The sequence below is a fragment of the Micromonospora sp. URMC 103 genome, from assembly GCF_051386435.1.
Lineage (GTDB): Bacteria > Actinomycetota > Actinomycetes > Mycobacteriales > Micromonosporaceae > Micromonospora.
Map to the genome: position 1 here is coordinate 897,614 of NZ_JBPQTR010000006.1, position 13,918 is coordinate 911,531.

Annotated in this window: 13 protein-coding genes, 1 tRNA gene and 1 pseudogene; 7 read left to right on the forward strand and 8 right to left on the reverse strand. The window is 73.6% G+C overall.

The annotated features are described in order from the left end of the window. Positions 1-4: 4 nt before the first annotated feature. Positions 5-1,243: an APC family permease gene (locus ACSNOA_RS30530; protein ID WP_436663220.1), complete on the forward strand. Its 1,239-nt coding sequence runs from the start codon at positions 5-7 to the stop codon at positions 1,241-1,243. Here ACSNOA_RS30530 and ACSNOA_RS30535 read toward each other — a convergent pair. Then, positions 1,148-3,076 (reverse strand): annotated as a pseudogene (locus tag ACSNOA_RS30535) (potassium channel family protein); the annotation flags it as partial. The gene ACSNOA_RS30530 and the pseudogene ACSNOA_RS30535 overlap by 96 nt on opposite strands. Positions 3,077-3,170: 94 nt before the next feature. Here ACSNOA_RS30535 and ACSNOA_RS30540 point away from each other — a divergent pair. The 4 genes from ACSNOA_RS30540 to ACSNOA_RS30555 all read left to right on the forward strand — a co-directional run bounded on the left by ACSNOA_RS30540 (position 3,171) and on the right by ACSNOA_RS30555 (position 7,306). Then, positions 3,171-3,668, forward strand: coding sequence for an MSMEG_6728 family protein (locus tag ACSNOA_RS30540; protein ID WP_436663221.1), 498 nt, complete (start codon positions 3,171-3,173; stop codon positions 3,666-3,668). Positions 3,669-3,703: 35 nt separating this feature from the next. Next, entirely contained in the window at positions 3,704-5,233 is a 1,530-nt protein-coding gene (locus ACSNOA_RS30545) for an FAD-dependent oxidoreductase (RefSeq protein WP_436663222.1), read from the forward strand. Between the two features lie 87 nt (positions 5,234-5,320). Next, the gene (locus ACSNOA_RS30550; RefSeq protein ID WP_436663223.1) at positions 5,321-6,619 is read left to right on the forward strand and encodes a hypothetical protein; all 1,299 of its coding nucleotides are present in this window, start codon (positions 5,321-5,323) and stop codon (positions 6,617-6,619) included. Positions 6,620-6,862: 243 nt separating this feature from the next. Continuing rightward, the gene (locus ACSNOA_RS30555) at positions 6,863-7,306 is read left to right on the forward strand and encodes an HNH endonuclease (RefSeq protein WP_436663224.1); all 444 of its coding nucleotides are present in this window, start codon (positions 6,863-6,865) and stop codon (positions 7,304-7,306) included. Between the two features lie 181 nt (positions 7,307-7,487). Here ACSNOA_RS30555 and ACSNOA_RS30560 read toward each other — a convergent pair whose 3' ends face one another. The 5 genes from ACSNOA_RS30560 to ACSNOA_RS30580 form a co-directional block, all read right to left on the reverse strand. Then, positions 7,488-8,267 carry an enoyl-CoA hydratase/isomerase family protein gene (locus ACSNOA_RS30560; protein WP_436663225.1) on the reverse strand — a complete coding sequence of 260 codons (780 nt, stop codon included), beginning with the start codon at positions 8,265-8,267 and terminating at the stop codon, positions 7,488-7,490. A 66-nt stretch (positions 8,268-8,333) separates the two neighbouring features. Beyond that, positions 8,334-8,966 carry a histidine phosphatase family protein gene (locus tag ACSNOA_RS30565; RefSeq protein WP_436663226.1) on the reverse strand — a complete coding sequence of 211 codons (633 nt, stop codon included), beginning with the start codon at positions 8,964-8,966 and terminating at the stop codon, positions 8,334-8,336. A gap of 222 nt (positions 8,967-9,188) precedes the next feature. Further along, positions 9,189-9,707, reverse strand: a complete 519-nt coding sequence (locus ACSNOA_RS30570; RefSeq protein ID WP_436663227.1) for a DUF998 domain-containing protein — start codon at positions 9,705-9,707, stop codon at positions 9,189-9,191. Between the two features lie 13 nt (positions 9,708-9,720). Then, positions 9,721-10,140, reverse strand: coding sequence for a VOC family protein (locus ACSNOA_RS30575; RefSeq protein WP_436663228.1), 420 nt, complete (start codon positions 10,138-10,140; stop codon positions 9,721-9,723). Positions 10,141-10,175: 35 nt separating this feature from the next. Beyond that, on the reverse strand, positions 10,176-10,574 hold the full coding sequence (locus tag ACSNOA_RS30580; protein ID WP_436663229.1) for a helix-turn-helix domain-containing protein: 399 nt from the start codon (positions 10,572-10,574) through the stop codon (positions 10,176-10,178). Positions 10,575-10,733: 159 nt separating this feature from the next. On the opposite strand from ACSNOA_RS30580, the gene ACSNOA_RS30585 reads away from it, so the two are divergent. After that, positions 10,734-11,978: an acyltransferase family protein gene (locus tag ACSNOA_RS30585; RefSeq protein WP_436663230.1), complete on the forward strand. Its 1,245-nt coding sequence runs from the start codon at positions 10,734-10,736 to the stop codon at positions 11,976-11,978. A gap of 108 nt (positions 11,979-12,086) precedes the next feature. Here the strand turns inward: ACSNOA_RS30585 and ACSNOA_RS30590 are convergent, their stop codons facing one another. Both ACSNOA_RS30590 and ACSNOA_RS30595 read right to left on the reverse strand, forming a co-directional pair. Then, on the reverse strand, positions 12,087-12,209 hold the full coding sequence (locus tag ACSNOA_RS30590) for a hypothetical protein (RefSeq protein ID WP_436663231.1): 123 nt from the start codon (positions 12,207-12,209) through the stop codon (positions 12,087-12,089). A 178-nt stretch (positions 12,210-12,387) separates the two neighbouring features. Continuing rightward, positions 12,388-12,464, reverse strand: a tRNA-Thr gene (locus tag ACSNOA_RS30595). 340 nt (positions 12,465-12,804) lie between these two features. Here ACSNOA_RS30595 and ACSNOA_RS30600 point away from each other — a divergent pair. Beyond that, the gene (locus ACSNOA_RS30600; protein WP_436663232.1) at positions 12,805-13,896 is read left to right on the forward strand and encodes an ABC transporter ATP-binding protein; all 1,092 of its coding nucleotides are present in this window, start codon (positions 12,805-12,807) and stop codon (positions 13,894-13,896) included. The last annotated feature ends 22 nt before the right edge of the window (positions 13,897-13,918 follow it).

Consider the following 13,918-nt stretch of genomic DNA (forward strand, 5'->3'; position numbering starts at 1 on the left):
CGCCGTGGATCAACTGGAGCGCCGGCTGGGCGTACCCGATGCGGTGCTCATCGGGCTGGGGTCGATGCTCGGCGCGGGCGTCTTCGTGGTCTTCGCCCCGGCCGCCGCCGCGGCCGGGGGCGCCGGGCTGCTGCCCGCCCTGGTGCTTGCCGGCTTCATCGCCTTCTGCAACGCGACCAGCTCCGCGCGGCTGGCCGCCCGCTACCCCGAGTCGGGCGGCACGTACGTCTACGGTCGGGAACGGCTGGGACCGTTCGCCGGCTTCCTGGCCGGGTGGGGCTTCGTGGTCGGCAAGACGGCGAGTTGCGCGGCGATGGCGCTGACCATCGGGGCGTACCTCTGGCCCGGGCAGGCCCGGCTCGTCGCGGTGCTCGCGGTCCTCGCGGTGACCGCCGTGAACCTGCGCGGCATCGGCAAGACGGCCACGGCCACGAAGGTGCTGGTGGCGCTGGTGCTCGCGGTACTCGCGCTGGTCGCCGTGACGGGTGCCGTCGCCGGTCCCGTGCACCTGGACCGACTGACCGATCCCGGCGGCTCCGGCCGGGGCGTGCTCACGGCTGCCGGCCTGCTCTTCTTCGCCTTCGCCGGGTACGCCCGGATCGCCACCCTCGGTGAGGAGGTCCGCGAACCGGAGCGGACCATCCCCCGCGCGGTGCCGCTCGCGCTCGGTGTGGTGCTCGCCGTCTACCTGGTCCTCGCCGTGGTCGCCCTCGGCGTGCTGGGCGCCGACCGGCTCGCCGGTTCCGCCGCGCCCCTGGCCGACGTGGTGACCGAGGCCGGGCTTCCCGGGCTGGCCTGGGTGGTGCGTGCCGGTGCCACGGTCGCGGTGACCGGTGTGCTGCTCTCCCTCGTCGCCGGTGTGGGCCGCACCCTGCTCGCGATGGCCCGCCGCCGGGACGTGCCCGGCGCACTGGCCGCCGTGCAAGCCCGCTACCGGGTGCCGCACCGGGCCGAGCTGGCCGTCGCCGCCGTGGTGATCGCCGTGGTGCTGCTCGGCGACGTCCGGCACGCCATCGGCTTCTCCAGCTGCACGGTGCTGGTCTACTACGCGATCACCAACGCTGCGGCGCTGACGCTGGGCCGCGAACCGGGCCGGCGGCTACCGGTGCAGGCGCTCGCCGTGCTCGGGCTCGTCGGGTGCCTGCTGCTCGCGGCCAACCTGCCGCTCACCAGCGTGATCGCCGGCCTCGCCGTGCTCGCGACCGGCGCCGCCGGGTACGCCGTCCGGCGCCGGCGCCTCTGACGGCGCCGGCCGGGGCGGCGCGGCCGGGCGGGCCGGCGCGGCCGCGCGGCTGGCCGGGACGGTGGTGGACGGATGCTCCGGTGCGGGCGGCGCACACTGCCGGGTGAGCACGTCGAGCCCGGCGCGGCGGGCCACCACGGTCAACCGGTCGCCCGCGAAGATCACCTGCCGGGGGTCGAGGTCCCTCCACCAGATGGTCCGCCCGCCGGCCGGCGTACGGGCGATCAGGCGGACCTGCCCGTCCCGCGAGACCACGCTGAGGGGACGCCCGTCGAGTTCCGACCCGGCGGCCACGGGCACCTCGGCGACGGGCAGCGCGTGCCGCCCGACCGGGATGGTGGCGATGACCGCCCGCTCGGTGAGAGCGCCCGTGAAGGCGGGCGCGGCCAGATAGGAGACGGACCGGGAGACGCCGATGCCGAACGTCTCCTCGACCCGCTTCGCGAAGTCGCCGTCGAACAACCGCAGCACGACCCGCAGGTCCGGCCGGAGGCCCCGGGCCGCGAGCGCCGCCTCGAGGTTGGCCACGTCGTCCGTGGAGACCACCACGAGCGCCTGGCAGTCGGCCACCGAGGCGGACTCCAGCGTCTCCGGCTGCGCGGCGTCGCCGACGATGAGCGGCACCTCGAGTTGCCGGGCCAGGGTGCCGCCGCGCGGTTCGGGGTCCTTGTCGATGGCGACGACCTCGATGTCGTACTCGCGCAGTTGAGCCATCACGCGGGTGCCGACGTTGCCGAGGCCGACCACCACCACGTGACCGGACCGGTGCGGCTGGAGCCGGCCGGTGTGCAGGGCCAGCCGCGCGTTGACGATGCCGTCCACCACGACGGCGGTGATGAGCGGAATCAGCGCCAGCCCCGCCAGGTTGAGCACCACCTGCATGACCTGGGCGTCCGGTTCCTTGGTCGTGTCCGGGTCGGCGCCGCTGAGGGTCGTGACGAGGGTGAGGTAGAGCGCCTCCGCGGGCGACACCTTCTCGGCACGTGCGATCAGCGCCCCGAGCACCACGATCACCCCGAGCACGAGCATCATCGCGATGCCGATCTTGCGGGTGGCGAAGCCCCGGGCCGCCCGCAGCAGCACCGCGACGGGCCGGCGCCGGCGCCGCGCCCGGACCAGCCGTCGGGCCGCGACCTCGGTGCCGGGCGGCTGACCTGTCGCCTCGGCGAGCACCAGGTCGGCGGTCGACGCGTCGGCCGGCAGCAGCCGCACCCGCTGCGGATCGCGCAGGTCGGCCAGCCCGCAGGCCACATCCTGCTCCCGCACGTCGGCCCGACGGGCCACGCGCAGCGTGCGGTCCCGGTGCTGGATGTGCGTCGGGTCGACCTCGCCGAGCGCCGCCGCCACGAACGCCGGCGCGGCCATCTCGGCGTCGGAGAGCACCTCGACGGGGGCCTGGAGCAGGGTGCGTACGCCGTCGGCGAGGGTGCCGTTGAACATCCGCAGCACCTGGCGGACGTGCTTGTCGACGGCCTGGGCGCAGAGCGCGGCGTGCAGGTTGCCCACGTCGTCCTGGTCGAGCAGGGCCAGGCCGGCCGCGCCCACGAGATTGGCCGCCCGGAAGGTCGCCTCGTCGAGCCGGTCGGACCGGACGACGCGTACGCCGCGCAGCGCCGCCACGTCGGAGCCGTTGGCCCGGTGCCGCTCCGGCACCACCACGGTCACCCGGGCGCCGCCGGCCGGCAACTCGGTCTCCAGCAGCGCCTTCGCCACGTAGTAGGCCAGCGAGTCGCGGCCGCAGACGACGTAGTGCGGGCGGGGGTCACCGGCGGGCCGGAGCCGCCAGTTCCACTCGACCGCCCGACGCGCCCGGTCCCGCCACGGCTCCCCCATGCCCGGATCGTAACCAGCACGACCACCGTGAGCGAGCCCGTCCGGTTCGCCCCGGACCAGGTATGCGGGCCCGGACGGCGGGTAGAGCAGCGGCATGCAGACGTTCCTCCCGTACCCGGACTTCCTGTTGAGCGCCCGGGCGCTGGACCAGAAGCGACTGGGCAAGCAGCGGGTGGAGACGATCCAGGTGCTGCGGGGGCTGACCTGGCCGACGTACGGCTGGCGCAACCATCCGGCCGTGAAGATGTGGGCGGGGTACGAGGAGGCGCTCACCCGGTACGGGCTGGACATGTGCGCGGTCTGGTGCGAGCCGGGCCGCGCGGACACCTGCGCCGGCACCATGGCCCGCGATCTCGCGGCGGCCTGCGGGATCGAGATCATCCGGACCCAGCAGGAGTTGGCGGACGTCGGTGAGCTGCCGCCCTGGCTGGGCCGGGAGGACCTGCACCTCAGCCACCGTTCGTCGCTGGTCCGCAAGGACCCCGAGCACTACCGCCCGATCTTCGGTGACGTGCCGCCCGACCTCGAGTACGTCTGGCCGTCCTCGGACCGCGAGCGCCGGTGCCTCACCTCCGCGCCGCCCGACCGTTAGGCAGGTGAGGGCCCCTCACACCCCCGGGAGTTCGCATGGCGCTGTCGCAGGTGGTCGGCCGGCTTCTCGGCGTACGGCCGCACGAGGTCGACCCGGGCGGCGGCGGCGCCTCCCGGGTGCCGGGTTCCGTTCCGGTGGTCGTGGTGGGGGGTGGGATCGCCGGCATGTCGGCGGCCGTGGTGCTCGCCGAACGCGGGGTGCGGGTGACCGTGCTGGAGGCGGCGCCGACCCTCGGCGGCCGGCTGGGCGCCTGGCCGGAGGCGCTCGCCGACGGCGTGCAGCAGGTGGAGCACGGCTTCCACGCGTTCTTCCGGCAGTACTACAACTGGCGGGCCGTCCTGCGCCGCGTCGAGCCCGGCCTCGGGTTCCTCCGGCCGGTCCCGGGCTACCCGATCCTCTCGGCGCGCTGGCCCACCGAGGAGTTCGGCGACCTGCCCGCCGCGCCGCCGCTGAACCTGCTCACGCTGCTCGCGCGCAGTCCCAGCCTGCGCCTGGCCGACCTGCGCGGGATGGACCGGAACGCCGCGCTGCCGCTGCTCACCTACGACCCGGTGCGCACCTACGCCGACCTGGACGGCACCACCGCCGACGCGCTGCTCGACTCGCTGCGGCTGCCGGACCGGGCCCGGGCGATGCTCTTCGAGGTGTTCTCGCACTCGTTCTTCAACCACGAGGCGCAGATGTCGGCCGCCGAGATGGTCGCCCAGTTCCATTTCTACCTGCTCGGCAACGGCGAGGGGCTCGCCTTCGACGCGCCTGACGAGGACTACGCCACGGCGATCTGGGGGCCGCTGGCCCGGCACGTCGAACGGCACGGCGGCCGGGTGGTGACGTGTGCCGCCGCCACCACACTGCGGCGCGGCGGCGACGGGTGGCGGGTGGTGACCGCCGACGGCGACGCGTACGACGCCCGGCACGTCGTGCTCGCGGTCGATCCGCCGGCGCTCGCCGCGCTGGTCGGGGCCTCCCCCGGGCTCGCCGACCACGCGCCGCGGCTGGTGGCCGCGATGCCCGCGTTCGGCACGCCCGGCCCGCCGTACGCGGTGGCACGCTACTGGTTCGACGGCGACGTACGCCCCGACCGGGCCGTCTTCAGCGGCGTCTCCCGCCAGTCCACGCTGGACTCGGTGACGCTCTACCACCGGCTGGAGCGGGAGCCGCGCCGCTGGGCCGAGCGCACCGGCGGCAGCGTGGTCGAGCTGCACGCGTACGCCTGCGAGCCGGGCGTGTCCGCGACGGAGCTGGCCGAGCGGATGCGCGCCGAGTTGGCGGCGCTCTGGCCGGAGGTGACCGGGTTACGGGTCCGCGAGCTGCGTGCCCGGGTGGAGGCGCGGGCGCCCGCCTTTCCGCCGGGCAGTCACGCCGGGCGGCCGGGGGTGCGCACCGACGCCGACGGGCTCTACCTGGCCGGCGACGGGATCGCGACGCCGTTTCCGAGCGCGCTCATGGAGCGGGCGGCGGCGACCGGGATCATGGCGGCCAACCACGTCCTGCGCGCGGAGGGCGGCGCGGCCGAGCCGGTCCGCTCGGTGCGCCCGCGCGGCCTGCTCGCGAAGCGAGGGTGATCTCCGTACGCCGAATCGGTCCTATCGGGGCAAATGCTGCCTTACGCTCGGCTGACCACCCATCGATCCCTACGAGGCCAGCGGGGTATGTCACCACTGCACCGGTACGACGCCGAGCGAGGACCGCTCGACGACGACGTCGGCCGGGACGACGCGTACCCGCTGATCCGTGACGAGCGGGCCTGCGTCGTCACCGCCCTCCGGCTCGGCTGGTGGATGGCCGACGCCTACCACCACGCGCAGACCGCCGACCTCGTCCCCACCACCGGCACCCGGCTGCGCGGCGCGCCCGCCAAGCTCACCAACGTCACCGAGATGTCCGGCACGCAGCGGATGCGCATGTACCTCGACGCGGTGGAGACGGCACTCATCCAGATCGCCGGGCTGACCCGGACCAGCGGCCCGGTCCCGACCACCGCCGCCGCCCGGTCGCGGCTGCCCGAGGCGTCCGAGCCGGGCCGTCCCGCCGAGACGAGCGGGACCGGTCGGGTCCGGCCACCGCGCGCCGATCCGGGCCGGGCCCGCCCTCTCCCGGCGGCCGCGGCCGAGGGGCTGCTTCTCGGGCTGGACGACCTCAACGTCGACGTCCTCCGCTGGACGATGGCCACCAACCACCGGGTGGGCCTCGCGTACCGCCTCGGCCGTTCGCTCGCCGACACCGTTCGCCAGGGTGACCCGGACCAGCTGCTGCGCCGCTTCGGCGGCCGGCAGGTGCAGATCAGCCGGTGGCTGGACGAGCTGGCCACCGTTCTGCCGCCGTACTCGGCGGTGGTCGTCCGCCGCTCGCTCGCCGACTGGGCGGCCGCGGTGTCCCGCGCGTACGTGGGCGACCCCGCCGAGGCGGGACTGGCTGATCTGGCCCGTGAGCTGCGCAACCAGGGCGACCTGTGGCGCGGTGTGCTGACCGGCGGCCTGCACCCCCGGGACCTGCTCGACGAGGAGGACTACGCGGTCGTGGCCCGGAACCTCATCATCCGGGACCGCCGGCTGGTGGCCCAGGCGGCCCGGGGCATCTTCTGGCCGGTGCTGCTCCCCCTGCTCGCGGTGCTCTTCGTGGTGGTGGGGGTCAGCGCCGTGGCGGCCGGCGGTTCGCCCACCACCCGCGCCGCGGTCGCCCTGCTCGGTCTGGGCGCCGGGCTGGCCGCCGTGTGGCGCTCGATCGCCGGACCGGCCCTGGCGGTGGCCGGCGAGGTGAACCGCCCGCTGCTGGAGAGCGAACTCGCCGTGCGGATGGCGGTCCGCCTGAGCCGCCCGCTGTCCGCCGCCCGGGCCACCGCGACCGTCGCCGGCCGGGTCGGTGGCCGCGCACGCCGGCAACGCCGCCCGGCCGACCCGGACCCTCGATCGAATTCCGTTGCCCGCCTCTCCCCGGCCGACCTACCGTGATCGCGCAAGGTCAACCGCCGCTCCGGGAGCCGTCCATGTCGATGTCGCACGTCACCGCCGTGCCGTCGTGGCTGCCCGCCGACGGTTGCCGAGCCGAAGGTCCCCGGGACGACCGGCCCGACTGACGCGCGCCCGATCCGCGTCGAGCCGCCCGTTTCCAGCCGGACCGGGCGGCTTTTCGCTGTCCGGTCCCCTACGCCCGATCGCCGCCCGTGAAATCGCCACCCGTGAAAGGAGAGCCCGGTGAACGCCGTCCTCGTCGTCAACGCCGACCTCGGCCCGCTGCACCGGGTCACCGTCCAGCACGCCATCCGGATGCTCTGCCGCCGGGTCGCCGAGATCCACGAGGCCGAGCCCGACGGGGTGATCGGGGTCTTCCCGATCCCGCGGGTGGTCCGGCTGGTCCGGTACGTGGTCACGCGCTGGCGGTTCACCGCCGGCCCGACCTGGTCCCGGGCCGGGGTCCTCCGGCGCGACGGCCACCGCTGCGCGTACTGCGGCGGGCCGGCCAGCACCATCGACCACGTCCTGCCCCGTTCGCGCGGCGGCCGGAACACCTGGAAGAACACGACCGCCGCCTGCTACGCGTGCAACCAGCGCAAGGGCGACCGGACCCCGGCCGAGGCGGGCATGCCGCTGCGCCGGGAGCCGGTGACGCCGAGCTGGGCATCGCTGGCCGGGCGGTGAGCGGACCGGCCGGCGGGAACGGGGGGCCGCGTCGGGGCACCCCGGCGCAGCACCCGCCGGCCCCACCCGCCCCCCGACTCTGTCGATCATGCAGTTGTGGTGCCCGAGACCCGGGTGATTGCCCCTTTCATCCACCGCCACAACTGCATGATCGACCGGGGCGTCAGCGGGGGCGGGACGGTCAGTCGGCGGTTGGGGGTGGGGGTTGCCAGGCGAAACTGGGGGTACGGCGCTCGCGGACCGCGGCGATGCCCTCGTGCGCCTCGCCGCTCGCCACGGTTTTCCGGTGCCACCAGGCGACGCGGGCCGGGCCGGCGCGGTCGTCGACGATCTCCTTGGCGGCCGCCACACTGAGCGGCGACCGCTGGGCGATCGCGCCCGTGATCTCCTCCACTCGGGCGGTGAGTCGCTCCTCCGGCAGCACCTCGTCGACGAGGCCCATGCGCAGGGCCCGCTCGGCGTCCACCAGCTCGGCGGTGAAGAGCAACAGCTTGGCGGCGGACGGGCCGACCAGCCGCGCCAGCCGCCGGGTGGTGGGCGCCGGGTAGACCAGGCCGAGCCGGGCCGGCGGTACGCCGAACCGGGCGTCGGCCGCCGCGATCCGCAGGTCGCACGCGACCGCGAGCTGACAGCCCCCGCCGACGCAGGCGCCGCGTACCACCGCGATGGTCGGCTTGGCGAACGCGGCCAGCCGCTCCTCGGCGGTCACCGCGATGCTCGCGTCGCCGGCCGCGAGCAGCTCGTCGAGGTCACCCAGGTCGGCCCCGGCGCAGAACGTGTCACCCGCGCCGGTGAGCACCAGCGCGCGTACCGCGGGGTCGGCCTCCAGTTCGTCGAGGAGCCGCGGAAGCTGCCGCCACATGCCCGGCGTCACGGCGTTGCGCCGTGCCGGGTTGCGGATCACCACCGTGGCCACCGGCCCGGCCACCTCGACGACGAGTTCCGCGTCCGCCACCGTCATCCTCCCTCGCCCTGGTCCGGCCGACCCTACGGCGCGCGTGACCGACCCCGCGCGTGCGGGGGCCCGTCAGAAGCGGTACTCGGCGGGCAGCCCGGTGCCGCGCAGCTCGACGGGCAGGTGCGCGACGTCGTTGAACGCGATCAGGGTGGGCGGCGTACCGGTCCGGTAGCGGATGACGGTGAGGCCGGCGTTGTGGTGGCCGAGGCCCAGCCAGCGCGCCCCGGGTGCGCCGAACGCGTCCCGCACCAGCCAGGCGATGAGGAACGTGTGCGTGACGAGCAGGTCGTGCCGGTCGCCGCTCTCGTCGGGTGGGCCGGCGAACCGCCGCACCGCCGCCGCCGTCAGCCGCGGCCCGTCGGCCCGTTCCCCGGCGTCGAACGCGGCGAGGAAGCGGGCGTACGCGGGCGGCAGCCCCGCCGGATCGGTGTCCTCGGGCAGGTGGTCACCGGCGAGGTCGGTGGCACGCACGGGTACGCCGGGCAGGGCCGCGGCGACCAGCTCCGCCGTCTGCGCGGCTCGCGGCAACGGGCCGTGGTGGATCGCGTCGAGAGGCACCGGACGCAGCCGCTCGCCGAGCAGTGCCGCCTGCTGGCGTCCCCGGTCGGAGAGCCCCGCCTCCGGCGGGTCGACGCCCGGCGGCGTCCCCACCGGCCGCTCCTGCTCGCCGTGCCGGGCCAGCCACAGCAGCCGGGTCGCCATCGGTCACCTCACACGCGTCGGGAGGCGCGATCGTAGTCGCGCCTCCCGATCCGCGTGGTACCGCGGTTCACCGTGACGGACCCCGTACGGCCGCCGCGAGCGTCACCGTGAGCCAGGCCCAGCCGGCCGTCACGGCGAGGCCGAAGCCGATCATGGTCACCGGTCCCGGCCGTACGATCATGGCAGTCCAGGCCACCGTGAAGAAGGCGCCGACGAGCAGGCTCAGCCCGGCCCGGCCCGGCCCCGGTCGCCCGACCGCGCGGCCCGGCGGGCGAGCAGCACGGTGGCGACGATCAGCGCCACGAAGGCGAGCGCCGCCGCGAGGAAGTGCAGACCGCCGTGCCAGCTGATCTGCCCGGGCCCGCGAGGTGTGCCGGCGGGAAAACCGTCCGCCGGGTCGGCGCTGAACACGCCGGCCGCCATCAGCCCGACGCCATAGAGGGTGACCAGCCGAGGCAGCCACACCGACCCGGCAGGCTCGGTCCGCCGGAGCGCCCGTGCCGCGCCGACGGTGAGCAGACCGGTGACCAGGAACGTGGCGATCTGGACCCAACCCAGGTCGCCGGTGCTCAACACGCTCACCGGATGCCGCCGGAAGTCGAAGCCGTCGCGGGTGAGGCCCTGGACGAGCGCGGAGCCGACGAAGATCGGCCCCGCCAGAATGCCCCCGAGCAGCGGGAGCCGGTCCCGGCCGACCGCCTCGGCCGGGCGTACGGGGTGGAACGTGGTCGCCTGGGTCACCGGTCTTCTCCCCTCAGCCCTGCTGGCGCATCTGACCGATACGGATCTTGTTGCCGAACGGGTCCCGGATCCCGAAGTCGATCCCGTACGGACGCTCGGTCGGCTCGTCGGTGATCTCGACGCCCTTGGCGACCAACGCCTCGAACGTCTTGTGCGCGTCGTCCGTCGTGATGGAGAGCCAGCCGCCCATGGCGCCCTTGGTCAGCAGCTCGCGGACCTGCTCGGCGGTCGCCGGGTCCAGGGCCGGCGGGCCGGGCTTCTCGAGCAGGATCTCCCGCTCGGGGTCGCCGGGCACGTTGACCGTGAGCCAGCGCATGAAGCCGAGGTCGACGTCGGTGTGCACCTCGAAGCCGAGCTTGCCGACGTAGAAGTCGAGCGCCTCGTCCTGGTCGAGGACGTAGATCTGGGAGCGGGTCAGTGCGTTCATCGTCATACCCGAAACGCTAGAGGGCCGCCCTGACGTGCTGCTTATCCAAAACTGCTGGGTCGCGTCCAGGCCTTCGTGAAGCAGGCCGGGACGTCGACGGGGACCTTGCGCCGGCGGTAGTCGGTCGGCGACTCCCCCACGATCTGGCGGAACGTCCGGCTGAACGTGCCGAGGCTGCTGAACCCGACCGCGAAGCAGATGTCGGTGACGTCCCGGTCGGTCTGCACGAGCAGGTACATGGCCCGCTCGACGCGGCGGCGCTGGAGGTAGCGGTGCGGGGTCTCGCCGAAGGTGGCCCGGAACGTGCGGATGAAGTGCGCCTCGGAGACGTGGGCGATGCGGGCCAGTGCCGGGATGTCGAGCGGGTCGGCGTACGACCGGTCCATCGCGTCCCGGGCGCGCAGCATCGCCCGGTTGGACTCCTCGACGGCCCGGCTCATCCGCCCCCTCCGCATGCGCTCCCGGCCAGGCTAGCGGCCCGCCACGACCATGGTGGGGGCGCGGCCCGTCCGCCACGGCGGCGAGAAACCTGGCATCATGCCTGGAGCGCCAGCCGACCCTCGGTCAGGCGGATGCCTCCAAAAGGTGCCCACATCAGGATGAGTTCTCCCAAAGACCGTATGCCCCGAGTCGAATCTCTGACCGGGCTGCGCTGGTTCGCCGCGTTCGCCGTGTTCCTGTTCCACGCCAACCAGATCATCAAGCTGCCCACGGTTCACGGCATCAGCCTCGGCGAGTTCTTCCGGTTCGGCGACGCCGGGGTGACGTTCTTCTACGTTCTCTCGGGCTTCGTCCTGACCTGGTCGTTCTCCCCCGCGGTGGACACCGGGACGTTCTACTGGCGCCGGTTCGCCCGGGTCTGGCCCGCGCTAGCGGTCAGCACCGTCATCGCCTGGGTGAGCTTCGACCAGGTCTGGCACGACTCCTGGAAACGCACCGCGCTGAGCCTGTCGCTGACCGAGTCGTGGTTCCCCCCGGCGGACCACTTCGTCGCCAACCCGGTGGCGTGGTCGGTCTCCTGCGAGGCCTTCTTCTACCTGCTCTTCCCGTTCATCATCCGGCCCCTGCTGCGGCTGCGGCTGCCGGCGCTCGCGGTCATCGCTGCGGCCGGCCTGGTCATCGAGTGGGCCTACTGGTTCACCGTGCAGGACTTCATCGACCCGGACGACTACTGGATCCAGCTCTCCTGGTTCCTCCGCTTCCCGCCGATCCGATTCATCGAATTCCTGCTGGGAATGATCACCGCGGCCGCCCTCCTACGCGGTTGGCGACCGAGGGTCAACCTGTGGCTCGCCCTGTCAGCGGTGCCGGCATCGGTGCTGGTGCTGTGGTGGGGTGCCCGGCAGGGTTGGTGGGGTGCGCACTGGTCGCAGCAGGGTCTGGTGCCCGCCTGCGTGCTGGTGGTGCTCGCGGCGGCGATCCGCGATGTCTCCGGCCGGCCCTCGTTCTTCCGGAGCAAACCACTGGTCGCCCTCGGCGCCTGGTCCTACGCCTTCTACCTGGTCCACCTGTCGGTCATCCACTGGCTGACCGGCACGGTGAAGACCGGCCCGGCGAGCTGGACGAATCTCAAGGTGCTGCTGGTCTGGGCGGTGATGGGCACCGCCCTGGCGTGGGCCTGCTACCGGTGGGTCGAGCACCCGGTGGAGAGGTTCCTGCGCGGCCTCTACCCGCGCCGGGTGCCGTCCGCACCGCAGGCACCGCAGGCACCGCAGGCACCGCGGGAGGCGGTTGCGGCGTTCGGGCAGCGCCCCGATGCCGCCCCGACCGGGCCTGGTGCCCTGAGGCAGGACATCGACGACGACGCCCGCCGGAGCAGGAGCTCCGTCCACCTCGGAGCGTGAAGGGCACGACAGGGCAGCACACCCAGGTCGACCGCCTTTGGCCGATGTGACGGGATCCCTTGCTCCCGGGATCCCGCCACATCGCCGCACTCGCGTGGAGAAGCGGTCCTACTGGTAGCGCCGGCCGGGCCTCGTGGAGCTGTTCTTGTTGACGACCGCGTCTCCGCCCCTGCGGCGAACCACGATGCTCTTCGCCTTCTTCTTCAACGGTGTCAGGATCCGGTCCTTCATCGCAGGCTTCCCCTTCCGGGTGCGTCGGATCGGCCCACGGCGCCGGGCCGCACCCGCGGTCGGTGGGCCGTGGTGGAGGCCGCGCCCTCCGGGGGCGCGGATCCTCCGCGCGTCGCATCCGGCGTACCCGACGACACGGCCGTCATACGTCGCTCGGCCGCGGCTTGCCTGGTGGTTCTGGAGCCCCCGGCCGGGATCGAACCGGCGACATCTCGCTTACAAGGCGAGTGCTCTGGCCAGCTGAGCTACAGGGGCCTGTGTGTCGTGGTCAGCATAGCGACTGACGTCCGGATTTCCCGCTCGGCAGGCCCCCGAGCACGGGAAACGTCAGCATCCCGACGATGACGGCTCGTCGAGGCGCGGCGATTGATGTCCGCCCGTGCCCGCTTGACCGGAATGCGTATGGCATGGGTCCCAACCGTGATCGTTCCGTCTTGGCAGCGCCCGCAAAGCCGTTTACCGTGCAGTGACACGGACGACACATCCGGCCGCCCCGCGACCGGTCCGCCGCCCGTTGGCCGGCGCGGCGCGCGCCGGTCGCTCCTTCACTCGGATCGTCCGGCACGTTCCTGCCGGTGAAAGGAAGCGCACCACCATGGCCACGGTCACCTACGCCAAGGCGTCCCGGATCTACCCGGGCACCGAGCGTCCCGCCGTCAACAAGCTCGACCTCGAGATCGGCGACGGCGAGTTCCTCGTCCTGGTCGGCCCCTCCGGTTGCGGCAAGTCCACCAGCCTGCGCATGCTCGCCGGCCTGGAGGACGTCGACGAGGGCTCGATCTACATCGACCAGCGCGACGTCACCCACCTCCCCCCGAAGGCCCGCGACATCGCGATGGTCTTCCAGAACTACGCCCTGTACCCGCACATGACGGTGTACGAGAACATGGCGTTCGCGCTGAAGCTCCGCAAGACCCCGAAGTCGGAGATCGACCGGCGGGTCAAGGAGGCGGCCGGGCTGCTCCAGCTGGAGGAGTACCTCAACCGCAAGCCGAAGGCGCTCTCCGGTGGCCAGCGCCAGCGTGTGGCGATGGGCCGCGCGATCGTCCGCGAGCCGCAGGTCTTCCTCATGGACGAGCCGCTGTCGAACCTCGACGCCAAGCTGCGGGTGCAGACCCGTACGCAGATCGCGTCGCTGCAGGCCAAGCTGGGTGTCACCACCGTCTACGTCACCCACGACCAGGTCGAGGCCATGACGATGGGCCACCGGGTCGCGGTGCTGCTCGACGGTGAGCTCCAGCAGGTGGACACGCCGCGGGCGCTCTACGACACCCCGGCCAACGTCTTCGTCGCCGGCTTCATGGGCTCCCCGGCCATGAACATCAAGACGGTGCCGCTGACCGAGAAGGGCGCCGAGTTCGCCGAGATGCACGTGCCGCTGACCCGCGAGCAGGTCGAGGCCGCCAAGGCCGAGGGCGGCGACGGCAAGGTGACCGTGGGCTTCCGTCCGGAGGACTGCGACCTCGTGAGCCCGACCGAGGGCGGCATGCCGGTCGTGGTCGAGCTGGTCGAGGACCTGGGCTCCGACGCCAACGTCTACGGCCACGCCGCGCTGGGTGGCGCGTCCGAGCGCTTCGTCGTCCGGACCGACCGCCGCACCATGCCGAACATGGGTGACACCGTGTTCGTCAAGCCGCGGGCCGACCGCACGCACGTCTTCCACGCCGCCACCGGCAAGCGCATCTGACGTACGACGGAAAGGGGCGGCC